The sequence below is a fragment of the Pseudomonas sp. HC1(2025) genome, from assembly GCF_058742075.1.
The window spans coordinates 4,516,786-4,539,863 of record NZ_CP196017.1; the positions used below are offsets into that span (position 1 = coordinate 4,516,786).

18 protein-coding genes are annotated in these 23,078 nt (G+C 61.0%); 8 read left to right on the forward strand and 10 right to left on the reverse strand.

Annotated elements, in window-relative coordinates:
* Positions 1-239: 239 nt before the first annotated feature.
* The gene (locus tag ACSSVH_RS20200) at positions 240-803 is read right to left on the reverse strand and encodes a nitroreductase family protein (RefSeq protein ID WP_169954623.1); all 564 of its coding nucleotides are present in this window, start codon (positions 801-803) and stop codon (positions 240-242) included.
* A 148-nt stretch (positions 804-951) separates the two neighbouring features.
* Between ACSSVH_RS20200 and ACSSVH_RS20205 the strand changes: the two genes are divergently transcribed.
* From ACSSVH_RS20205 to ACSSVH_RS20235, 7 genes are all read left to right on the forward strand, one after another.
* A complete protein-coding gene (locus ACSSVH_RS20205; RefSeq protein WP_170041872.1) occupies positions 952-2,382 on the forward strand; it encodes a di-heme oxidoreductase family protein in 1,431 nt (476 codons plus the stop codon).
* Between the two features lie 31 nt (positions 2,383-2,413).
* A complete protein-coding gene (locus ACSSVH_RS20210) occupies positions 2,414-3,478 on the forward strand; it encodes an imelysin family protein (protein WP_169954621.1) in 1,065 nt (354 codons plus the stop codon).
* A 2-nt stretch (positions 3,479-3,480) separates the two neighbouring features.
* A complete protein-coding gene (locus ACSSVH_RS20215; protein WP_169954700.1) occupies positions 3,481-4,578 on the forward strand; it encodes a DUF1513 domain-containing protein in 1,098 nt (365 codons plus the stop codon).
* 224 nt (positions 4,579-4,802) lie between these two features.
* Positions 4,803-5,939 (forward strand): efflux RND transporter periplasmic adaptor subunit, encoded by a 1,137-nt coding sequence (locus ACSSVH_RS20220; protein ID WP_170041870.1) that lies wholly within the window; start codon positions 4,803-4,805, stop codon positions 5,937-5,939.
* Positions 5,936-8,971, forward strand: a complete 3,036-nt coding sequence (locus tag ACSSVH_RS20225) for a multidrug efflux RND transporter permease subunit (protein WP_492633643.1) — start codon at positions 5,936-5,938, stop codon at positions 8,969-8,971. Before ACSSVH_RS20220 ends, ACSSVH_RS20225 begins: the two co-directional genes overlap by 4 nt.
* Positions 8,972-9,144: 173 nt before the next feature.
* Positions 9,145-10,308 carry an efflux RND transporter periplasmic adaptor subunit gene (locus tag ACSSVH_RS20230; RefSeq protein ID WP_492633644.1) on the forward strand — a complete coding sequence of 388 codons (1,164 nt, stop codon included), beginning with the start codon at positions 9,145-9,147 and terminating at the stop codon, positions 10,306-10,308.
* Between the two features lie 3 nt (positions 10,309-10,311).
* On the forward strand, positions 10,312-13,344 hold the full coding sequence (locus ACSSVH_RS20235; protein ID WP_492633645.1) for a multidrug efflux RND transporter permease subunit: 3,033 nt from the start codon (positions 10,312-10,314) through the stop codon (positions 13,342-13,344).
* Positions 13,345-13,584: 240 nt separating this feature from the next.
* On the opposite strand, the gene ACSSVH_RS20240 is transcribed toward ACSSVH_RS20235, so the two are convergent.
* The 5 genes from ACSSVH_RS20240 to colR all read right to left on the reverse strand — a co-directional run bounded on the left by ACSSVH_RS20240 (position 13,585) and on the right by colR (position 17,354).
* Positions 13,585-13,812 carry a hypothetical protein gene (locus tag ACSSVH_RS20240; RefSeq protein WP_262376938.1) on the reverse strand — a complete coding sequence of 76 codons (228 nt, stop codon included), beginning with the start codon at positions 13,810-13,812 and terminating at the stop codon, positions 13,585-13,587.
* Positions 13,812-14,528, reverse strand: a complete 717-nt coding sequence (locus tag ACSSVH_RS20245) for a lipopolysaccharide kinase InaA family protein (RefSeq protein WP_169954616.1) — start codon at positions 14,526-14,528, stop codon at positions 13,812-13,814. Before ACSSVH_RS20245 ends, ACSSVH_RS20240 begins: the two co-directional genes overlap by 1 nt.
* 4 nt (positions 14,529-14,532) lie before the next feature.
* Positions 14,533-15,213 (reverse strand): class I SAM-dependent methyltransferase, encoded by a 681-nt coding sequence (locus tag ACSSVH_RS20250; RefSeq protein ID WP_169954615.1) that lies wholly within the window; start codon positions 15,211-15,213, stop codon positions 14,533-14,535.
* Between the two features lie 187 nt (positions 15,214-15,400).
* Complete coding sequence (locus tag ACSSVH_RS20255; protein WP_169954614.1) at positions 15,401-16,681, reverse strand: sensor histidine kinase; 1,281 nt, start codon at positions 16,679-16,681, stop codon at positions 15,401-15,403.
* Positions 16,671-17,354 carry a two-component system response regulator ColR gene (colR, locus tag ACSSVH_RS20260; RefSeq protein ID WP_029295378.1) on the reverse strand — a complete coding sequence of 228 codons (684 nt, stop codon included), beginning with the start codon at positions 17,352-17,354 and terminating at the stop codon, positions 16,671-16,673. Before colR ends, ACSSVH_RS20255 begins: the two co-directional genes overlap by 11 nt.
* A 201-nt stretch (positions 17,355-17,555) precedes the next feature.
* On the opposite strand from colR, the gene ACSSVH_RS20265 reads away from it, so the two are divergent.
* On the forward strand, positions 17,556-19,505 hold the full coding sequence (locus tag ACSSVH_RS20265; protein WP_170041866.1) for an LTA synthase family protein: 1,950 nt from the start codon (positions 17,556-17,558) through the stop codon (positions 19,503-19,505).
* A gap of 74 nt (positions 19,506-19,579) precedes the next feature.
* On the opposite strand, the gene groL is transcribed toward ACSSVH_RS20265, so the two are convergent.
* The 4 genes from groL to ACSSVH_RS20285 all read right to left on the reverse strand — a co-directional run bounded on the left by groL (position 19,580) and on the right by ACSSVH_RS20285 (position 23,077).
* Positions 19,580-21,226 carry a chaperonin GroEL gene (groL, locus tag ACSSVH_RS20270; protein ID WP_169954612.1) on the reverse strand — a complete coding sequence of 549 codons (1,647 nt, stop codon included), beginning with the start codon at positions 21,224-21,226 and terminating at the stop codon, positions 19,580-19,582.
* A 50-nt stretch (positions 21,227-21,276) separates the two neighbouring features.
* Positions 21,277-21,573 carry a co-chaperone GroES gene (locus tag ACSSVH_RS20275; RefSeq protein WP_170041865.1) on the reverse strand — a complete coding sequence of 99 codons (297 nt, stop codon included), beginning with the start codon at positions 21,571-21,573 and terminating at the stop codon, positions 21,277-21,279.
* A gap of 229 nt (positions 21,574-21,802) precedes the next feature.
* Positions 21,803-22,279, reverse strand: coding sequence for an FxsA family protein (locus ACSSVH_RS20280; RefSeq protein WP_057439377.1), 477 nt, complete (start codon positions 22,277-22,279; stop codon positions 21,803-21,805).
* 66 nt (positions 22,280-22,345) lie between these two features.
* Complete coding sequence (locus ACSSVH_RS20285; protein ID WP_170056827.1) at positions 22,346-23,077, reverse strand: HugZ family pyridoxamine 5'-phosphate oxidase; 732 nt, start codon at positions 23,075-23,077, stop codon at positions 22,346-22,348.
* Position 23,078: the final 1 nt, after the last annotated feature.

Consider the following 23,078-nt stretch of genomic DNA (forward strand, 5'->3'; position numbering starts at 1 on the left):
AAACAATGAAATACCCCTTGCGGGAGTGGGCTTGCCCTAATACCGATCAGTTAAGCGAACGCAATGCTCAAAGCAGTGAAGATCAAATGTGGGAGCGGGCTTGCTCGCGAATGCGGTGGGTCAGTAATGAATGTTTTGACTGACCCACCGCATTCGCGAGCAAGCCCGCTCCCACAGGGGATCGGCGCTTGACTGGCTGGCATTAGGGCAAGCCCGCTCCCACATAGATTTGCGGTGGGTCAGAGACCGGTCCAGGCACTGACAAACGCCGTGATGTCTTCTTTGGCCGCCGTACGCGGCGGGTTCTGCGCGGTCCCCAGATAAAGGAAGCCAATCACTTCCTCACCCGCGCTCAACCCCAGGCCCTTGGCCACATGCGCCGAATACGACAACTCGCCGGTGCGCCACACCGCACCGATCCCCTGGGCATACGCCGCCAGCAAAATACCGTGGGCCGCACAGGCCGCCGCCAGCAACTGCTCGGACTTGGGCACCTTGAAGTGTTCCTGCAGACGGGCAATCACCACCACCACCAGCGGCGCACGCAATGGGCCGTTCTGCGCCTTGTCGATCACCGCTTGCGGGGCCTCGGGGTCTTGCAGGCGGGCCGCTTCGGCCAGCAGGGTGCCCATTTGCTCACGGGCCGCGCCTTCCACGGTGAGGAAGCGCCAAGGCCGCAGTTGGCCGTGATCCGGTGCACGCATGGCTGCCGCGAACAGCACTTCGCGCTGCTCGGCAGTGGGGGCCGGCTCCAGCAGGCGCGGTACGGAAACACGGTTGAGCAAAGCGTCGAGAGCCTGCATTGGCCACCTCCAGGAAAAATGTGCGGCCATTCTAGCGGGAATGCATCAGATTGGAGCAAACGATAATTGCTCTTATTCAATCCGCCCCGCCCTGTTAGACTTTGCCCCCTGAATTTCATCCACCGTCGCCCGTCTTCCAGGATTATCGATGCCCCGCTTGCCTCTTCGCCTGTCTGCACTCTTGATGGCCATGAGCCTGAGTGCCTGCGATGACGCCCCGCCGCCGACGTTTACCCAGGCCGAGCCGGGTGAGGCGCGTTCGGGAGGCAGCACGACGGTAAGGAAGACCGACCAGAATGCCTTTTCGCTGCCCTCGGCCAACCTGGCGCCAACGCGCCGCCTGGACTTCAGCGTCGGCAACAGCTTTTTCCGCAATCCGTGGGTGATCGCCCCGGCCACCACCACCGCCCGTGATGGGCTGGGGCCGCTGTTCAACACCAATGCCTGCCAGAACTGCCATATCAAGGATGGCCGCGGTCATCCGCCCTTGCCTGAGGCCAGCAACGCGGTGTCCATGCTGGTGCGCCTGTCGATCCCGGATTCGCCGCCCTATGCCAAGGTCATCGAACAGTTGGGGATCGTGCCCGAGCCGGTGTATGGCGGGCAGTTGCAGGACATGGCCGTGCCCGGCGTGGTCCCGGAAGGCAAGGTGCGGGTCGACTACACCCCGGTCAACGTCACGTTCAAGGACGGCACGGTGGTGGAGTTGCGCAAGCCGAGCCTGCAGATCACCCAGCTCGGCTACGGGCCGATGCACCCGGATACGCGGTTTTCCGCCCGTGTAGCACCGCCGATGATCGGCCTGGGCTTGCTCGAAGCCATCAGCGACGCGGACATCCTGCAAAACGCCAGCAAACGCCCGGACAAAAACGGCGTGCTCGGCCGCCCGAACTGGGTCTGGGATGATGCCCAGCAAAAAACCGTGCTCGGGCGCTTTGGCTGGAAAGCCGGGCAGCCGAACCTCAATCAACAAAATGTTCACGCGTTCTCTGGTGATATGGGCCTGACCACCCGCCTGCGGCCCATGGACGACTGCACCGACGCACAGGTTGCCTGTAAGCAGGCGCCCAACGGCAATGGCGAAAATGGCGAGCAGGAAGTCAGCGATAACATCCTGCGCCTGGTGCTGTTCTACACCCGCAACCTGGCCGTACCGGCGCGCCGTGATGTCAATGCGCAACAGGTGCTGGCCGGCAAAAACTTGTTTTTCCAGGCCGGGTGCCAGGCGTGCCACACGCCCACGTTCACCACGGCCAGCAATGCCGCCGAGCCGGAGCTGGCCAACCAGGTCATCCGCCCGTACAGCGACTTGCTGCTGCACGACATGGGCGAGGGCCTGGCCGATAACCGTACCGAATTCAAGGCCGGTGGCCGCGACTGGCGCACGCCGCCGTTGTGGGGCATTGGCCTGACACAAAACGTCAGTGGCCACACCCAGTTCCTGCATGACGGCCGCGCCCGCAACCTGCTTGAAGCCGTGCTGTGGCACGGCGGTGAAGCCCAGGCGGCGCAGCAACAGGTGTTGTCTTTTAATGCGCAGCAGCGAGCAGCATTGCTCGCGTTCCTGAATTCTCTATAAGCTTTGCCCCAATTATTGAAGGGAGCTCGACATGTTCCGTCCCAAGTTGTTGTTCACCAGCCTCGCCGCCCTGGCCCTTGGCGCCTGCGCGCCGCAGGATCCGCAAGCGGTCACCTCGGCGGCCATTGCCAAGCAAGTGATCCTGCCGACCTACAGCCGCTGGGTCGAAGCTGACCGGCAGTTGGCCGTCAGCGCCCTGGCTTACTGCCAAGGCAAGGAATCCCTGGAGACCGCCCGCGCCGACTTCCTCCACGCGCAAAAAGCCTGGGCCGAGTTGCAACCGCTGCTGATCGGCCCGCTGGCCGAGGGCAATCGCGCCTGGCAGGTGCAGTTCTGGCCAGACAAGAAAAACCTCGTTGGCCGTCAGGTCGAGCAACTGGCCACCGCCCAGCCGCAGATCGATGCCGCTGCCCTGGCCAAGTCCAGCGTTGTGGTGCAAGGCCTGTCGGCCTACGAATACATCCTGTATGACGCCAAGACCGACATCGCCAACGACGCCCAGAAAGCCCGCTACTGCCCGCTGCTGATCGCCATCGGCGAGCGCCAGAAGCAATTGGCCGAAGAGATTCTGGCCAGTTGGAACAGCACCGACGGCATGCTGGCGCAGATGACCAAGTTTCCTAACCAGCGCTACGCCGATTCCCACGAAGCCATCGCCGAACTGCTGCGCGTGCAGGTCACGGCCCTGGACACCCTGAAGAAAAAACTCGGCACACCGATGGGTCGCCTGTCCAAGGGCATCCCCCAGCCGTTCCAGGCCGATGCGTGGCGCAGCCAATCGTCCCTGCAAGGCTTGCGAGCCAGCCTCGCGGCGGCCCAGACCGTTTGGGTCGGGGTCGACAACAAGGGCCTGCGCGGCCTGCTGCCTGCCGACCAGAAGCCTCTGGCCGAGAAGATCGACGCAGCCTACGCAGCCTCCCTGAAACTGTTCGACAGCAACCAGCGTTCGCTCAATGAACTGCTGGCCGACGACGCCGGGCGCGAGCAACTCAACGCTATCTACGACAGCCTCAACGTGGTCCACCGCCTGCACGAAGGCGAACTGGCCAAGGCGCTGGGCATCCAACTGGGCTTCAATGCCAACGATGGTGACTGATGATGCTCAGGCGACAGGCTTTGGCCATTGGTAGCGTGCTGCTCAGTGCAATCACCCTGGGCGGCTGGACGCTGTTCAAGCGCAAGGGCGACAGCCCGCTGCTGCTGTCGGCCCGGGATGATGGCGACGGCAAGCACTACGCCGTGGGCTATCGCCTGGATGGCAGCCAGGTGTTCGCCACCCAGGTTGGCCAGCGTTGCCACGACATCATCAACCACCCGAGCCTGCCCATCGCGCTGTTCGTGGCCCGCCGCCCGGGCACCGAGAGCTACCTGGTGGACCTGCGCGACGGCACGCTGCTGCAAACCGTGACGTCCCAGGCCAACCGGCACTTTTATGGGCATGCGGTGATCCACAAGAGTGGCGACTGGCTGTATGCCACGGAAAACGACACCACCGACCCCGGTCGCGGCCTGTTGGGGGTGTACCGGTTCGAAGGTGAGCGCCTGGTGCACAGTGGGGAGCTTTCCACCCACGGCATCGGCCCGCACCAGGTGTCGTGGATGCCCGATGGCGAGACTCTGATCGTGGCCAATGGCGGGATCCGCACCGAGGCCGAAAGCCGGGTCGAGATGAACCTCAACGCCATGGAACCCAGCCTGGTACTGATGCAGCGCGACGGCACGCTACTGAGCAAGGAAACCCTCGGCCAACCCATGAACAGCGTGCGCCATATGGGGATCGCCAGCGATGGCACGATCCTCACCGGGCAACAGTTCATGGGCCCGTCACAGGAGCGTTCCGAGCTGCTGGCGATCAAGCGTCCGGGCCAGCCGTTCGTGGCGTTCCCGGTGGCGGACGAGCAGTTGCAGGCCATGGGGCACTACACCGCCAGCGTGGCGGTACACAGTGAACTGCGCCTGGTGGCACTGACCGCGCCACGGGGCAATCGCTTCTTTATCTGGGACATGGACAGCGGCGAACTGCGCCTGGACGGGCCGTTGCCCGACTGTGCCGGCGTGGGTGCGGTAGCGGACGGGTTTGTCGTGACATCCGGCCAGGGCCGCTGCCGTTTCTACGATTGCCGCCAGCCTCAACTGGTGGCCAAGCCCCTGGATCTGCCAACTGGGTTCTGGGATAACCACCTGCATTTGATCTGACGCCATCGCAGCGCTCCCGGGCTGATACCTGGGAGCCGCCCCACTGAAAAAATCCTACGCGACCTGTGAAAACGCCCCTCGACGAGGGAGCAGACTTCACACACACACTCGCGACTTTGCGTCTTATAGCACCCGCCTTTCTCGTGAAGACTGCGTGGCTCACCGTGCCAGCGGCGCTCCTGCGTGCGCCCCACGCACCACGTCACCCTCACAAGGAAGCAACTATGCCGGGCCGCCGGATGATTACCATGCTCAGCATCGTCCTCTTGGTCGTGCTGATGCTTGCCAGCTACAAGGCATTCTGGATTTACCAGCAACTGCAATTGCTGCATGCGCCCAAGCCCCCCGTCAGCGTGGCCGTGGCCAATGCCGTGGAAAAACCCTGGCAGCGCCAGTTGCCCGCGGCCGGTACGCTCAAGGCGTTGCAAGGTATCAACCTGAGTATCGAGGTACCCGGCGTCGTCACTCAGTTGCACTTCGACTCGGGGCAGGCGGTCAAGGCCGGGCAAACCCTGCTGCAGCTCGAACACCAGGCCGAACAGGCCGAGTTGGACGTGGCCCTGGCCGATCGCAGCCTGGCGCTGCAGAACTTTCAGCGTGGGCACCAACTGGTGGGTATCAATGCCATCTCCCAGGGCGAGTTCGATCGCCTGTCCGCCGAGCTCAACCGCAACAAGGCCCTGGTTGCACAGCGCCGCTGGGCCCTGGCAAAAAAACAGATCGTCGCGCCGTTCGACGGCACTATCGGTATCCGTCAGGTCAACATCGGTGACTACCTGCAAAGCTCCACGGTGATCGCCAGCCTGCAGGACACCCGGAGCCTTTACGTGGACTTTCATGTCCCCGAGCAGGCCGTCCAACTGATCAAGATCGGCCAGCCGGTGCAGGTTGAAGTTTCGGCACGGCCAGGGCTTTTCAGTCGCGCCAGCATCAGTGCCATCGATCCCATCGTCGACGACAACACGCGAAATGTGTTGGTGCGTGCGACCCTGGCCAACCCGGACAAATATCTGCTACCGGGGATGTTCGCCCATTTGCAGGTGCTGTTGGACACCCCCTCCTCCCATGTCGTGATCCAGGAAAGCGCGATCGCCTACAGCCCATACGGCCAGTACGTATACGTCGTGAAACCCCACACCGGCAATGAGGGCCCAGGGGGCCTGATCGCTGAACAACGCCTGGTTGAAACGGGCGAGCGACGCGATGGCGATATCGTGATTGCCAAGGGCCTGGCCAAAGGCGAACAGGTCGTCACGGCGGGCCAGATCAAGCTGCAGAACGGCACCCCGGTGCATATCAGTATTGATCGCACGCAACCCGATGAACCGCCCTTGGCGCCCCCTCCGGAGCACGCCGAATGACCTTCACCGACCTGTTTATCCGCCGCCCCGTGCTGGCCTTGGTCGTCAGCCTGTTGATCGTGCTGCTGGGCTGGCAGGCCTACGGGAAACTGCCGCTGCGCCAGTTCCCGCAGATGGAAAGTGCACTGATCACGGTGACCACGCTCGCGCCGGGCTCCAGCGCCGAGACCGTGCAGAGCTATATCACGCAACCGTTGCAGAAAAGCCTGGCAAGCGCGCAAGGCATCGACTACATGCGCTCTTCCAGCCGGCAGAATGTGTCGATTATTTCCATCTATGGCCGCGTCGGTGCCGACAGCGACCGCTTGTTCACCGAGCTGCTGGCCAAGACCAATGAAGTGCGCAATCAACTGCCCCGGGATATTGACGATCCGGTCCTGAGCAAAGTCGCCGCAGACAACACCGCGCTGATGTACCTGAGCTTTTCCAGCGACACCATGAACAACGCGCAAATCACCGACTTCCTGCTGCGGGTGGTACAGCCGCGCCTGGTGACGTTACCGGGCATGGCCGAGGCGCAGATCATCGGCAACCAGAGCTTTGCCATGCGCCTGTGGCTCGACCCGCTGAAGCTCGCCGGGTTTGGCTTGAGCGCCAGCGATGTGACCCAGGCCATCAAGCGCTACAACGTGCAGTCTATCGCCGGCGATGCCACCGGCGAGTACGTGGTGACCAGCGTCACGGCCAATACCGAACTGCAATCGGCTGAAGGCTTCCGGGCCATTACCTTGAAAACCAGCGGCGACAGCCAGGTGCGTCTCGGTGATGTAGCGCGAGTGGAGCTAGGCGCCCAGAACTACGACAGCTTCAGCTCTTTCAACGGCCTGCCCGCAACCTATATCAGCATCAAGCCCACCCCCGATGCCAACCCGCTGGAGCTGGGCAAGCGCGTGCGCGACCTGATGCCACTATTGCAGGCGCAACTACCGCCCCAACTGCATGCGGACATTGCCTACGACTCGACGCTGTATATCAACGCCTCAATCGAGCACGTTCTGTCGAGCCTGATGGAAGCCATCCTGATTGTGGTGCTGGTGGTGTTCCTGTTTCTCGGCTCGTTACGCTCGGTGGTGATTCCCGTCATCACCATTCCGCTGTCGCTGATCGGCAGCCTGTTTTTCATGCAACTGATGGGTTATTCGATCAACGTCCTGACGCTGCTGGCCATGGTGCTGGCCATCGGCCTGGTGGTCGATGACGCCATTGTGATGATGGAAAACATCCACCGGCATATCGAAAAAGGCCGATCTCCCCTCGAGGCCGCGATCAAGGGTGCCAGGGAGGTGTGTATGCCGGTGATCTCCATGACCATCACCCTGGCGGCGGTGTATACGCCCATCGGCTTTCTCCAGGGCCTGACCGGTGCACTGTTCAAGGAGTTTGCCCTGACCCTGGCCGGCGCCGTGGTGATTTCCGGCATCGTCGCACTGACCCTGTCACCGATGATGTGCGCCCTGTTGCTGCGCCCGGAACAACAGCCACAGGGCCTGGCGCTGATCCTCGACCGGTTCTTCAATAGCCTGAAACAACGCTATCAGCGCTGCCTGCACCAGATCATGGGGGCACAGTCGGTGGTTATCGTGTTCGCCCTGCTGGTACTCGGCCTGATTCCGGCCATGCTCATCTTCACCCTCTCGGAACTGGCCCCCGATGAGGACCAGGGCCTGATCTTTATCCTCGCCAGTGCGCCGCAGCCGACCAACCTGGCCTACCTCAATACCTACACCCAGGCGTTTATCGAGCAGTTCAAGACCCTGCCCGAATACCAGGCCTCGTTCCAGATCAATGGCCTGGACGGTGTGCATTCAGGGGTTGGTGGTTTCCAGTTGCAGCCCTGGAACCTGCGCAAGCGTACGCAGATGGAGGTCCTGGCGCCCCTGCGCAAAAAGCTCGACAGCATCCCCGGCCTGCAAGTGTTTGCCTTTAACCTGCCGTCCTTGCCGGGCACCGGCGAGGGCCTGCCCTTTGGTTTTGTGATCAGCTCCCAGCAGGACCACACATCGATGCTGGAGGTGGCCGAACGCGTCAAGCAACGGGCAATCGATTCAGGGAAATTTGCCTACGTGGATATCGACCTGGCGTTCGACCGGCCCGAGGTGATGATTGACATCGACCGGGTCAAGGCCGCGCAGATGGGCGTGTCCATGGAAGACCTGAGCCTGACCCTGGCGACCTTGCTGGCAGAGACAGAAATCAATCGTTTCAGGATCGATGGCAATCTCTACAAAGTGATTGCCCAGGTCGAACGCAGCTACCGGGACAATCCGGGCTGGCTGAGCCACTACCACGTAAAAAATGCCAAGGGCCAGTTGTTACCGTTGTCGACACTGATCAGCGTGTCCAGCCAACAGGTACGCCCACGGCAGTTGAACCAGTTCCAGCAGCTCAATTCGGTGCTGGTCTCGGCATATCCGATCGTCGGCATGAGCAACGCGCTGGAGACCGTGCAAACCATCGCCCGGGAGGAGGCGCCGGCGGGCTACACCTTTGACTACAGCAACGCCACGCGCCAGTTCGTGCAGGAGGGCAATGCGCTGTGGGGCACCTTCGGCCTGGCCCTGGCGATCATCGGCCTGGTGCTGGCGGCACAGTTTGAAAGCCTGCGTGACCCACTGGTGATCCTGGTGACCGTGCCGCTGTCGATCTGCGGTGCGCTGATCGCGCTGTTCCTCGGCTGGTCGACCCTGAACATCTACACACAAATAGGCCTGGTCACACTGATCGGCCTGATCAGCAAGCACGGCATCCTCATCGTCGAATTCGCCAACCAGTTGCGCAAGGAGCAAGGCTTGTCTGCGCGGGCCGCCATCGAGGAAGCCGCCGCGACTCGCTTGCGGCCGGTACTGATGACCACGATCGCCACCGTACTGGGGGTGGTCCCGCTGGTGTTTTCCAGCGGTCCGGGGGCGGTCAGCCGTTTTGATATCGGCATGGTGATCGCCACCGGCATGTCCATCGGCACCTTGTTCACGTTGTTCGTCCTGCCTTGCGTGTATACGGTGCTGGCCAAGCGCGATACGCCCGCCCCCTGACCTCCTGCGGGAAAGGCCTGCCCCCCTTTCCCACTCCCCTGCGCCTCAAAACCATTGCCCTTGAGCCTGTGCGCACGCGGCGGCATTTACCAGTTGGAATCGCGCCGAAACTCGGAGTAATGTGCCCAATCGTTCGTCTTCGTCTGCCTCAGTTTTTTCCAAGGAACCGGAATATGCTGCGTCGTCGCATGCTGATCATGTTGGCCGTTGTCCTGTTAATCGTCCTGCTGTTGGCGGGCTATAAAGCCTTTTCCATCTATCAGCAGATCCAGGTCTTTTCCGCGCCCAAGCCGGCGATCAGCGTGGCGGTGGCCACGGCGGTCGAGCAACCCTGGCAACAGCGCCTGCCGGCGGTGGGTACGCTCAAGGCCTTGCAGGGGGTGAACCTGGCCCTGGAGATTGCCGGAACGGTCAAGGACGTACAGTTCGAGTCCGGCCAGAAGGTCAAGGCCGGGCAACCGCTGGTGCAACTCGACAGCGCGGTCGAAGACGCCCTGCTGCAAACCGCTCAGGCCGACCTGGGCCTGGCCCAGCTCGATTACGGGCGCGGCAGCCAACTGGTGGGCAGCCAGGCGATCTCCAAAGGCGAGTTCGACCGGCTCTCGGCGCAACTGCAAAAAAACAAGGCCACGGTCAACCAGCTCAAGGCTTCCCTGGCCAAGAAACACATCGTCGCGCCATTCAGCGGCACTATCGGCATCCGTCAGGTCGATGTGGGCGACTACCTGGCCAGTGGCACGGTGATCGCCACCTTGCAGGACCTGAGCAGCCTCTACGTCGACTTTTATGTGCCCGAGCAGTCGGTGCCCAAGCTGGCCGTGGGCCAGGGGGTGCAGGTGCAAGTCTCGGCCTACCCGAAACTGACCTTCCCCGGCACCCTCAGTGCGATCAACCCGAAAGTCGAGAGCAGCACCCGCAACGTGCTGGTTCGAGCGACCCTGGCCAACCCGGACACTAAACTGCTGCCGGGCATGTTCAGCAGCCTGCAGGTACTGTTTCCCGACCCGCAGACCCAGGTGGTGATACCGGAAAGTGCAATTACCTACACCCTCTACGGCAATTCAGCCTACGTAGTAGCGCAGAAAAAGACCGAGGACGGCAGCCTCGAAAAAGATGCCAATGGCCAACCGATCCTGATCGCCGAGCGGCGCTTTATCGAGACCGGCGAACGACGCGACGGCCTGGTGCGGGTCACCCAGGGCCTGAGCAGTGGCGAGCAAGTGGTCAGCGCCGGGCAAATCAAGCTCGACAGCGGCGCACACATCGCCATCACGGCGGATAAAAACTTGCCGGCCAGCCCTGGCCAACCTCCGCGCAACGACGGTTCAAGGAACTGAGCCATGGCGTTTACCGACACGTTTATCCGCCGCCCGGTACTGGCCATGGTGGTCAGCCTGCTGATCGTGCTCCTGGGTTTCCAGGCCTACAGCAAACTGCCGCTGCGCCAATACCCGTCCATGGAAAATGCCCTGATCACGGTGACTACCGCTTACCCCGGGGCCAATGCCGAGACGATCCAGGGCTACATCACCCAACCGCTGCAGCAAAGCCTGGCGAGCGCCGAAGGCATCGACTACATGACCTCGGTCAGTCGCCAGAACTTCTCGGTGATTTCCATCTATGCGCGGATCGGCGCCAACAGCGACCGGCTGTTTACCGAACTGCTGGCCAAGGCCAACGAGGTCAAGAACAAGCTGCCCCAGGACGCCGAAGACCCGGTGTTGAGCAAGGAGGCCGCGGATGCCTCGGCGCTGATGTACATCAGCTTCTCCAGCCAGCAACTGAGCAACCCGCAGATCACCGATTACCTGTCGCGGGTGATTCAGCCCAAGCTGGCGACCCTGCCCGGCATGGCCGAAGCCGAGATCCTCGGCAACCAGGTATTTGCCATGCGCCTGTGGCTGGACCCGGTCAAGCTCGCCGGCTTTGGCCTGAGCGCCAGCGACGTCACCAATGCCGTGCGCAACTACAACTTCCTCTCCGCCGCCGGCGAAGTGAAGGGTGAGTATGTGGTCACCAGCATCAACGCCAATACCGACCTGAAGACCGCCGAAGCCTTCGCCGCCATCACCGTCAAGACCGATGGCGACAGTCGGGTGCTGCTCGGCGACGTGGCGCGGGTGGAAATGGGCGCGGAAAACTACAACGCCATCAGCTCCTTTGGCGGCACGCCCTCGGTGTACATCGGCATCAAGGCCACGCCCAGCGCCAACCCGCTGGATGTGATCAAGGAAGTGCGCAAACTGATGCCGGAGCTGGAATCCCAGTTGCCGCCCAACCTCAAGGCAGAAATCGCCTACGACGCCACGCTGTTTATCCAGGCCTCCATCAACGAGGTGGTCAAGACCTTGTTTGAAGCGGTGTTGATCGTGATCGTCGTGGTGTTCCTGTTTCTCGGGGCGCTGCGCTCGGTGGTGATCCCGGTGGTGACCATCCCGCTGTCGATGATTGGCGTGCTGTTTTTCATGCAATTGATGGGCTACTCCATCAACCTGCTGACGCTGCTGGCGATGGTGCTGGCTATTGGCCTGGTGGTGGATGATGCGATTGTGGTGGTGGAAAACATCCACCGCCACATAGAAGACGGCAAGACGCCGCTGGACGCCGCGTTGGAAGGCGCGCGGGAGATTGCCGTGCCGGTGGTGTCGATGACTATCACCCTGGCGGCGGTGTACGCGCCCATCGGCTTCCTGGAGGGGCTGACCGGGGCGTTGTTCAAGGAATTCGCCCTGACCCTGGCCGGTGCGGTGGTGATTTCCGGCATCGTCGCCCTGACCCTGTCGCCGATGATGTGCGCCCTGCTGTTGCGCCACGACGAAAACCCCAGCGGCCTGAGCCACCGCCTGGACCGCATCTTCGAGGGCCTCAAGCGCCGCTACCAGACAATGCTGCATGGCACCTTGAACACCCGGCCGGTGGTGATTGTGTTTGCCTTGATCGTGCTGTGCCTGATCCCGGTGTTCCTCAAGTTCACTCAGTCGCAACTGGCCCCCGACGAAGACCAGGGCATCATCTTCATGATGGCCAGCGCGCCGCAGCCGACCAACCTGGACTACCTGAACACCTACACCGACGAGTTCATCGCAATCTTCAAGGACTTCCCGGAGTACTACTCCTCGTTCCAGATCAATGGGTTCAACGGGGTGCAATCGGGTATCGGCGGCTTCCTGCTCAAGCCGTGGAACGAGCGCGACCGCACGCAAATGCAGATCCTGCCTGAGGTGCAGAAACGCCTGGAGCAGATCCCCGGCTTGCAGGTGTTCGGCTTCAATTTGCCTTCGCTGCCGGGCACCGGCGAAGGCCTGCCCTTCGGTTTTGTGATCAACACACCCAATGACTACGAGTCATTGCTGCAAGTGGCCGCCCGTGTGAAAAAGCGCGCCATGGAGTCGGGCAAGTTCGCCTTCGTGGATATCGACCTGGCGTTCGACAAGCCCGAGGTGGTGGTGGACATCGACCGCGCCAAGGCGGCGCAGATGGGGGTGTCGATGCAGGACTTGGGCAGCACCCTGGCGACCTTGCTGGCGGAGGCAGAGATCAACCGGTTCACCATTGATGGGCGCAGCTACAAGGTGATCGCCCAGGTGGAACGGGCCTACCGGGACAACCCCGAGTGGCTGAACAATTACTACGTGAAAAACACCCAGGGCGAACTGCTGCCGCTGTCGACCTTGATCAGCGTCAGCGACCGTGCCCGCCCGCGCCAACTGAACCAGTTCCAGCAACTCAACTCGGCGCTGATCTCGGGCTTCCCGATTGTCAGCATGGGCGAGGCTATCGACACCGTGCGCCAGATTGCCATCGAAGAAACCCCGGCCGGCTATGCCTTCGACTACAGCGGCGCCTCGCGCCAGTTCATCCAGGAAGGCAGCGCGTTGTGGATCACCTTTGGCCTGGCGCTGGCGATCATCTTCCTGGTGCTGGCGGCACAGTTCGAGAGCTTCCGTGACCCGCTGGTGATACTGGTGACAGTGCCACTGTCGATCTGCGGCGCGTTGATCCCGTTGTTCCTCGGCTGGTCGAGCATGAACATCTACACCCAGGTGGGGTTGGTGACGTTGATCGGTCTGATCAGCAAGCATGGGATCCTGATCGTCGAGTTTGCCAACCAGTTGCGCAAGGACAAGGGCCTGACACCCCGAGAAGCGGTAGAAGAAGCCGCGGCGATTCGCCTGCGCCCGGTGTTGATGACCACGGCGGCGATGGTGTTTGGCATGGTGCCGTTGATCTTTGCCACGGGGGCCGGGGCGGTCAGTCGGTTTGATATCGGAATGGTGATTGCCACGGGGATGTCGGTGGGCACCTTGTTTACTTTGTTTGTATTGCCGTGTGTGTATACGTTGCTGGCCAAGCGTGATCCCTTGGCTGATTGAGTACCGCGGTAGCGGCACTGACCTGATCGTTGACGCGTGCGCATCCCACTGTAGGAGCCGGCTTGCCGGCGATGGTCGTTAACGATCACGTTGGATACCTGACATCCCCGAGGTGTTCTTACTGGCGTCATCGCCGGCAAGCCGGCTCCTACAAGGGATGTAGCTGCGCGCTCGGGCTCTGCCGTGGTCCACAAAAAAAGGCCTCGCTATGCGAGGCCTTTTATCGGGGCGTCAATCTCTTCAACTCGCAGGCCTCATGCCTTGGGACATCCCAAACATAAACAGCAAAAGCTGATGATCAGGCTGCGTGACCCCAGCGGTCTTGGCGATCCGTGGCAGCGGGCATTGCCCGCCACTGTGTACCGCGCTGAGGACTTCTGTACGGGGCTGCTCCCAGGCAGCCAGGGCCAGGGATGCGATGCCCAAGGCCCCCAACAGAAACAAACCTCGTGCTATTTCTAGCTTCATTAGGTTAAACCCTTGATAGCGCTGCCAAACGCCGCTTGGTAAAAGTAGCTGAGTTTTTGCCAGTCGGCGGTATTCCACGACGAATGGCGACGCAATTGCTGCATGTCATGGGCGGCGGCCCGGCGGGCGGTCAAGCGTTGGCGGCACTTCTCGAGATCCAGCAGCGCCACTTCGACCGTCGCGCCCTCACCCGCCCCGCTGACCCGCACAAAAATATGCTTGCTGTACAGGCAGCCATGCTGCCAGCGCCCCTTGTGCATGCGCGCCAGGGTCTGCGCCAATTCAGCCAGCAGGCGCTCATGCACCAGCTCCCCGCATTGCTCGCGACCGCCGGCGGCGTACCAGTTGTCGATTTCCACGAATCCGTCCAATGAAGCGGTCACCAGCAAGGCCTTCCACTGGTGGTCCGGATCACGACGGGCACCACAGAACACCAGCTCCGGAACACCCACATCGAGCAAGCGCAGGCCCCTGAGCGCATCACGCTCGCGTAGCACCGTAGGCCGCCCAAAGGGATGCAGCCAGCTGCGGTAGGTATGGCCTGTCTGGCGCTTGCTGTAGAGCAAGCGCCCATTGGTACCGATCACCCGCTGTACGCCGCTTTCGCCACCCCGACGTCGATTGGGTTCCTCGACCCACTCGCCCTGCTGCCGCCAGAAATAATCGAACCGCTCCTCAGGAGCTACGTGACTGCCTGCTACGTACTCAACCACCATCCTGCTACCTCTTGCGCAATACGTACACTCGCCACATGGCATACAGCGGTATGAAGTCCAAACACTCCTGGACGCGGAAACCAGCTTGCTCAAACTCAGCCTCAACAGTAGCAGCCGGTAACACAAATCGATTTCGGTAACTGTCCTGCTCACTTTTGTTGCGGCGCTGCACTTCCAGGCGCTTGCGTTTCCAGGCCTTGAAATTGCCATCCACCCACAACGAAACAATCACACTGTCGCGGGTAACTCGTTGAAATTCCTTCAATATCGCCATGCGATGCGCCGGCTCGCCGATGTGATGCAACAGGCGCATGCAAAAAATGCTGTCCACGGCGTTATCTGGCAAATCGATATCAAACGCAGATGTCTGCAAGGGTCGTACCTGCTTGACCACATCCGCCGGTTGCGCCCCCATGGCGATGTTCAACATGGACTCGGAATTGTCCGCCCCAATAATGATCCGGTTGGGCTTTTCGGCCAGCAGCGGCCAGAAACGCCCGGCGCCGCACGGCAAGTCCAATACCAGGCCGGGCTCGCCGGCCATCGCCAGCGCACCACGGGCCAATTGTTCGTCGCGTTTGTGGGACAGCCGGCGCGCCAAAGTGTCCTGGTGCTTGTGCAAATATTGCTGAGCGTGCCGGTCGTCGTACTTTGCGGAAAATTCAAGCTTGATCGGAGTAGCCATCAACGAGTCTCCTGGACTGATGCCTACAACCTTAAGCAGTCGCACGTCATCCGCAGGTCAACCCTTTGTGAAAAAAACGTCCCGTCTAACCCTAAAGAATTACAAGGTTTTACAGGGAAAAAGCATGGCAGGAAGCCATCTTCGTCGAACAGGAAGGAGTCTGCCCCAGGATAGGGGCAGGAAGGGATCAGGATTTGACGTGGCTCAATTCAACATGGAAACGGCAGCCGCTAGGCTCCATGGTGCTGAGGCTGACCACCCAGCCCTGGCTTTCGCAGATGCGCTGGACCAGCGACAAACCCAGGCCCAGGCCATCACCGCGCTTTTCGTTGCCGCGCACAAACGGCTCAAACATGGCCTCGCGCTTGTCTTCGGGAATCCCCACGCCGCTGTCTTCCACCACAAAGCCGGTGGGTTCCAGGGTCAGGCGGATAAACCCCTGCTCGGTGTAGTGCAGGGCATTACGCAGCAGGTTGCCCATGACCGCATGCAGGAAGGTGGCGTTGTAGCGGGTATCGAGTGGGTTGCCCGGCTGGTAGAACAACTCGATGCCCTTGCGCTCGATGGGTTCGCGCCAGATCCCCAGCAAGCCCTCCGCGACCTCGGCCAGGCTGACCTGGGGCGACATCGTGGTGTCATCGTGCTGGGCACGAGCGAGCATCAGGAAGGTCTGTACCAGTTCGCGCATTTCCTCGCAGGCCCGGGCGATGCGCTCGACCTGTTTGCGCCCCCGTGAATCAATGGCCGGGTTTTCCAGCAGCAGCTCGCAGGAACTGGCCAGCACCATCAAGGGGGTGCGCAGTTCATGGCTGACATCGCTGGTGAACAGGCGCTCGCGGGTCAGGGCCTGGCGCAAACGGCCAAGGGTCGCATCGAAGGCCACCGCCAACTCGCCTACTTCGTCGGCCGCGTAGTCCGGGGCCAACGGTGGGGCCAGGCCCAACAACTGGTCACGATGCCGCACTTGGCGCGCCAGGCGTACTACCGGTGCCATCACCTTGCGGGCAAGGACCCAGCCGAGGAATACCGCCAGCGCCAGGCTGAGGACAAACCCCACCAACACCACCGCAAACAGCACGCGCTCGCGCTCTTCGAAATCGCTTTGGTCTTGCAATAGGACATACCGACGGCCGTCGACGATTTCGACCATCGCATGGTAGGAAAGCGCATCACGGAACACTTCGTGAAAGCCGGCGTCCAGGTGCCGCAAGTCCTTGGGCAGCTGGAAATCCCCACGCCCGCCGCTGAAGTAGAACAACTGGTCCGGCTCGGGGCGGTGACGCCAGTCTTCGACACTGTCCATCAACAGCAGGCGTTGCAGGTCGCCGCCCAGGCCCGCCGAAATCAGTTTTTCTTCCACCAGGTGCACCGTGGCAACGATGCCCATGGCAAAGGCCCCCGCTACCAGCGCGCTCATCAGCGCAAAGGCGATGATGATCCGCTGGGCAAGGCTTTGCTTAAACTCCATCACGACCCTCGGCCAAGCGATAACCCACGCCATGCACGGTTTGCAGCAATGGCTTGGCAAATGGCTTGTCGATCACCTGGCGCAGTTGGTGGACGTGGCTGCGCAGGCTGTCGCTGTCCGGGCAGTCATCGCCCCACAGGGCTTCTTCCAGCACTTCGCGGCGCAGGACGTGAGGGCTTTTCTGCATCAGCACCGCGAGCAATTTCAGGCCGACCGGGTTGAGCTTGAGCAGGCGCCCTTCGCGGGTCACTTCCAGGGTGTCGAGGTCGTAGGACAAATCGCCGACTTGCAGCTCCCGCCGCCCGCCACCCTGGGCCCGGCGCAGCACCGCTTCGATGCGTGCGGCCAACTCCGACAGGGCAAACGGCTTGAGCAGGTAGTCGTCGGCACCCGACTTGAAGCCTTGCAGGCGGTCGTCCAATTGATCGCGGGCGGTGAGCATGATCACCGGCGTATCGCGGCGCGCGTCTTCACGCAGGCGTTTGCACAGGGTGTAGCCATCAATGCCGGGCAGCATGATATCGAGCACGATCAGGTCGTAATGCTCGGTGGCGGCCAGGTGCAGGCCTGACAAACCGTCCTGCGCACAGTCCACGGTGTAGCCCTTGAGCCCCAGGTAATCCGCCAGGTTGGCCAGAATATCGCGGTTGTCTTCAACCAATAAAATTCGCATGGGCAGTGTCTCCGTACGCGGTTACGGCCGTGTTGGCTCGCGCAGCTTAAGGCCAAGCCGGGCTTACCGCTAGGCCTGAGGGGCTGACCTATTAGTCTTTTCAACTGATTGACCGGTGCAACGAGTTTTTCACTATCGGTTCACAGCTTGACTACAGTACCAGAGTGAAAATCGCCCCCCATTGATATAAGGAACTTGGATATGGGTTTTATCAAAACTGCGCCAATGCGCTATTTGCTGTTGGTGACCGGCGCTTGGCTGGTTATTTTTCTGTTGACCCGCAGCGTACTGCTCATTACCCACCTGGATGAAGTCGGCGGCAACCTGCTGCCGGTGTTCGGCGTGGGCCTGCTCTACGACCTGGGGTTCCTGGCCTATGCCGCGCTGCCCCTGGGCCTGTACCTGCTGCTGTGCCCACCGGCTTTGTGGCGGCGGCGCGGCCACCGCTGGTTCCTGCAAGGCGTACTGACCGTCAGCCTGTTCGCCATGCTGTTCACCTCGGTGGCCGAATGGTTGTTCTGGGATGAGTTCGGCGTGCGCTTCAACTTTATCGCCGTCGACTATCTGGTGTATTCCGATGAGGTGTTGAACAACCTGCTGGAGTCCTACCCAATCGGCAAACTGTTGGGCCTGTTGGCAATACTGGCGATTGTCCTGAGCCTGGCCTTGCGCAAGCTGTTCAACGCAGCACTCGACTCGCCGCTGCCGGCCATGCGTGGGCGCTTACTCAATGCCGTGGGATTGTTGGTGGTTGCCGGCCTGAGCCTGCAGTTGGTCAGCCAGGACAGCCCGCGTACCCAGGGTGGCAACGCCTATAACAACGAACTGGCCAGCAATGGCCCATACCAATTCTTCGCCGCGTTCCGCAACAATGAACTGGACTACAGCCAGTTCTACAAAAGCCTGCCGAGCGATATCGTGGCCCGCCAGCTACGGGCAGAACTCAGTGAACCCAATGCCCGGTTCATTGGCACCGATCCACTGGATATCCGCCGCGCCATCGACAACCCCGGCACGTTGCGCAAACCCAATATCGTGCTGGTGACCATCGAAAGCTTCAGCGCCAAATACATGGGCAGCAATGGCGACGACCGCAACCTGACCCCCAACCTTGATGAGTTGCGCAAACACAGCCTGTATTTCAGCAACTTCTACGCCACCGGCACCCGCACCGACCGAGGCCTGGAAGCCATTACCCTGGCCATCCCGCCCACTCCGGGGCGCTCCATCGTCAAACGGATTGGTCGCGAAAGCGGCTTCGCCAGCCTGGGCCAGCAGCTCAGTGCAATCGGTTATGACAGCGTGTTTGTGTATGGCGGCCGCGGCTACTTCGACAATATGAATGCGTTTTTCAGCGGCAACGGTTACCGGGTGGTTGATCAGAGCAGTGTCGCCGAATCCGAAATCAGCTTTAAAAACGCCTGGGGCATGGCCGATGAAGACCTCTTCAAGCAAACCTTGAAGCTGGCGGATGCCGGTTATGCCAAGCAGCAACCGTTCCTGCTGCAGTTGATGACCACCTCCAACCATCGCCCCTACACCTACCCGGACGGCAGGATCGACATCAAGTCCGGCAACGGTCGCGACGGTGCGGTGAAATACACTGACTACGCCATCGGCCAATTCCTACAGGCTGCGCGCCAAAAACCGTGGTTCGACAATACGATCTTTGTGTTTGTCGCCGACCACACCGCCGGCAGCGCGGGCAAGGAAGACTTGCCCGTCGCCAACTACCAGATTCCACTGTTTATCTATGCGCCGAAATTGATCGAGGCCCGGGAAAGCGCGCAACTGGCCAGCCAGATCGACCTCGCCCCGACACTCCTGGGTCTGTTGAACCTGAGCTATGAATCGACGTTTTTCGGACGCAACCTGCTGCAAGACAACCCGCTGCCTCCTCGCGTAGTGATCGGCAACTATCAGCACCTGGGCTTGTTTGACGGCACCAACCTGGCAATCCTCAGCCCCCGCCAAGGCCTGCGGCGCCATGACCAGGCCCTGGGCGCGAGCCAGGAGTCCCGGGTAGACAGCAATGACCCGTTGATCCAACGTGCGATCACTTACTACCAGGCAGCCAGTCATGACTTCAAGCAACACCTGTTAGCCTGGAAAGGCGCGAAAGACGCCGCCCCTCAAATGAGTGCGCGCTGACTCGAAAAGCGCCCATAAAAAAGCCCCGCCTGATCACTCAGGCGGGGCTTTTATGCATCAGGGGTAAGGCTGGCTTACATCATGCCGCCCATGCCACCCATGCCGCCCATGTCTGGCATACCGCCGCCAGCCGAGCCTTCTTTCTTCGGTGCATCAGCGATCGCAGCTTCGGTGGTCAGGATCAGACCGCCGATGGAGGATGCCGCTTGCAGCGCGGAACGAGTCACCTTGGTAGGGTCCAGGATGCCCATTTCGATCATGTCGCCGTAGACGCCAGTCGCAGCGTTGTAACCGTAGTTACCTTTGCCGTTCTTGACTTCGTTGACCACAACGCTCGGCTCGTCGCCGGAGTTGGCAGCAATCTGGCGCAGCGGTGCTTCAACAGCACGACGCAGTACAGCAATACCCACGTCCTGGTCAGCGTTGTCGCCGGTCAGACCGACCAAGGCTTCCAGGGCACGGATCAGCGCAACGCCACCGCCAGGTACCACGCCTTCTTCGACGGCTGCGCGGGTTGCGTGCAGGGCGTCTTCAACGCGGGCTTTCTTCTCTTTCATTTCAACTTCGGAACCAGCGCCAACCTTGATCACTGCAACACCGCCGGACAGCTTGGCCAGGCGCTCTTGCAGTTTTTCACGGTCGTAGTCCGAGGAGGTTTCAGCAACCTGGGCACGGATCTGGGTGATGCGCGCCTGGATGTCCTGCTCCACGCCAGCACCGTCAACGATGATGGTGTTTTCCTTGGAGATGGTCACGCGCTTGGCGCTACCCAGGTTTTCCAGGGTGGCACTTTCCAGGCTCAGGCCGATCTCTTCGGAGATAACGGTACCGCCAGTCAGGACGGCGATGTCCTGCAGCATGGCCTTGCGACGATCGCCGAAGCCTGGAGCCTTGACGGCTGCGACTTTAACGATACCGCGCATGTTGTTCACAACCAGAGTCGCCAGGGCTTCGCCTTCAACGTCTTCGGAAACGATCAGCAGTGGACGGCCGGCTTTGGCAACGGCTTCCAGTACTGGCAGCATTTCGCGGATGTTCGAGATCTTTTTGTCGACCAGCAGGATCAGCGGGCTGTCCAGCTCGGCAACCATGGTCTCTGGCTTGTTGACGAAGTACGGGGACAGGTAGCCACGGTCGAACTGCATGCCTTCTACAACCGACAGTTCGTTTTCCAGGCCAGTGCCTTCTTCAACGGTGATCACGCCTTCTTTACCGACTTTTTCCATGGCTTCGGCAATGATGTCGCCGATGGAGCTGTCGGAGTTGGCGGAGATGGTGCCTACCTGAGCGATAGCCTTGGTGTCAGCGCATGGTTTGGACAGGCTTTTCAGCTCAGCAACGATGGCGATGGTCGCCTTGTCGATGCCGCGCTTGAGGTCCATCGGGTTCATGCCGGCAGCGACGGCTTTGTAGCCTTCGTTGACGATTGCCTGAGCCAGAACGGTGGCGGTGGTGGTGCCGTCGCCTGCGTCATCGTTGGCACGGGAGGCAACGTCTTTGACCAGCTGCGCGCCCATGTTTTCGAAACGGTCTTCCAGTTCGATTTCTTTGGCGACCGAAACGCCGTCCTTGGTGATGGTCGGAGCGCCGAAGCTCTTCTCGATGATCACGTTACGGCCTTTCGGGCCCAGGGTCGCTTTTACTGCGTCAGCCAGGATGTTGACACCGGTGAGCATTTTCTTACGGGCGGAATCGCCGAATTTAACTTCTTTAGCAGCCATGATCGATATTCCTTAAATACTTTGTAGTAACGGGAAAATGAGCGGGAAAATCAACCTTCCAGTACAGCGAGAATCTCGTTCTCAGCCATCACCAGCAGGTCTTCGCCGTCGATTTTCACAGTGTTGCTGCCGGAGTAAGGGCCGAATACAACCTTGTCACCCACTTTCACAGCCAGCTCACGTACTTGACCGTTTTCCAGCGTCTTGCCTGGGCCAACTGCGAGGATCACACCGTGGTTGGCTTTTTCAGCAGCCGAACCTGGCAGAACGATACCGCCAGCGGTTTTCTTTTCTTCTTCGCTGCGACGGATAACGACGCGGTCGTGCAGAGGACGAAGCTTGCTCATTGTCGATCTCTCCTAATTGTAAGTTTCATCGGCCGGTATCAGTACCGGCTGGTGGTAGTCCGGCGGTGCCGGTCGCGGTTCGCCAAGCGAAACGCGGAAGTCTGTCTGGTGTCGCCACCAGAAACCTTGCGGTGACCGTTACATAAGGGCGTATATGCTTATTACAAGGGCCAGCGGTGAAAATTTTTACTCCGGCAAGGCACCAGCAGGGGCCATGCCAGGGTGGGTATTACTTGGAGTCGCGGTGCTCGAACTCGCCTTCGATCACATCACCTTCACGCCCCAGCGGCTGGCGAGGTGCCGGGCCGCCACGGGGTTGCAGGTCGTCGGCAAAGGCACGCTGGCGGATCGCCGCTTCTTCGGCACGCTGGCGCAGCTTGCCCGCCAGCAACCGACGGGTGAATGGCAACAGCAGGATCAAACCGAGCACATCGCTGACAAAACCCGGCACGATCAGCAGGCCACCGGCCAAGGCCATCATCAGGCCTTCGAGCATGGTCTGGGCCGGCAACTCGCCACGGTTCAGGCTTTCACGGGCACGCAGTGCCGTGGCCAGGCCGGCGATCCGCAGCACGAACACGCCGAGCATCGAGCCGAGAATGATCAGCAACAGCGCCGGGAAAAACCCGATAGCCCCGCTGACCTTGACGAATACGAACAGCTCCAGCACCGGAAACAGCAGAAAGAGCAATAAAAAAGGGCGCATCAAATGGTTCCTCAACGCAAGAATGCCTTGCTACTAGACCTTAGATGACGTCGCTCTTTCGTGAATTCAAGCGTGTGTGACGGCTTTTTTCGGCCAAGCCTCGGCATGGGCCAGGAAAACCAGGGCCTCGCGCACTTGTGTCGGAGTGTTGCAAGTATCCGCAAAAGGCAACCAGTGCAGGCCCTGGCCGATGCGCAAATGCATGCCCTCGCTGTCGATACCGGCCAGTTGCGCCGGCTCGAAGGTCGGCAGGCCGGCCAGTTCGACATAGTGGGCGATGGCCTTGGTGTGATCGCTGTTCATGTGCTCGATCATGCTCAACTCGGCCTTGCCGGCGAACGGGTTGGCCAGGGTCAGTTGATCCACCCAGTGGATCGCCCCGAAACCGCCGATATAGCGATGCCGCACCGGCTTGAGGACCCAGAAATCAAAATCATGGGCCTTGTGGTAGTTCGCCGAATCCGGGAAGTACCGATAGTAACGCTCGGCGGCGGCAGCAATGGCCGCCTCGTCCTCGAGTTTTTCGGCTTCGGCAAGATAGGTGAGGCGCCCGACGGCCTGCACGTCATCCGCCTCACGCTCACCCACCAGCAACGAACATTTAGGGTCTTTTTGCAGGTTATGGGTGTGCTGGGCAATACGGCTGATCAGGATCAGCGGCCGGCCCTCGGCGTCCAGGCAGTAAGGCACCACCGAACCAAAGGGGAAGCCGGGCATGGCTTTGGAGTGTGTGGCGAGCGCCCCACGGTATTCCTTGAGCAGTAGTTCTCGGGCATTCTTGGCGACGTGGACGCTCAAC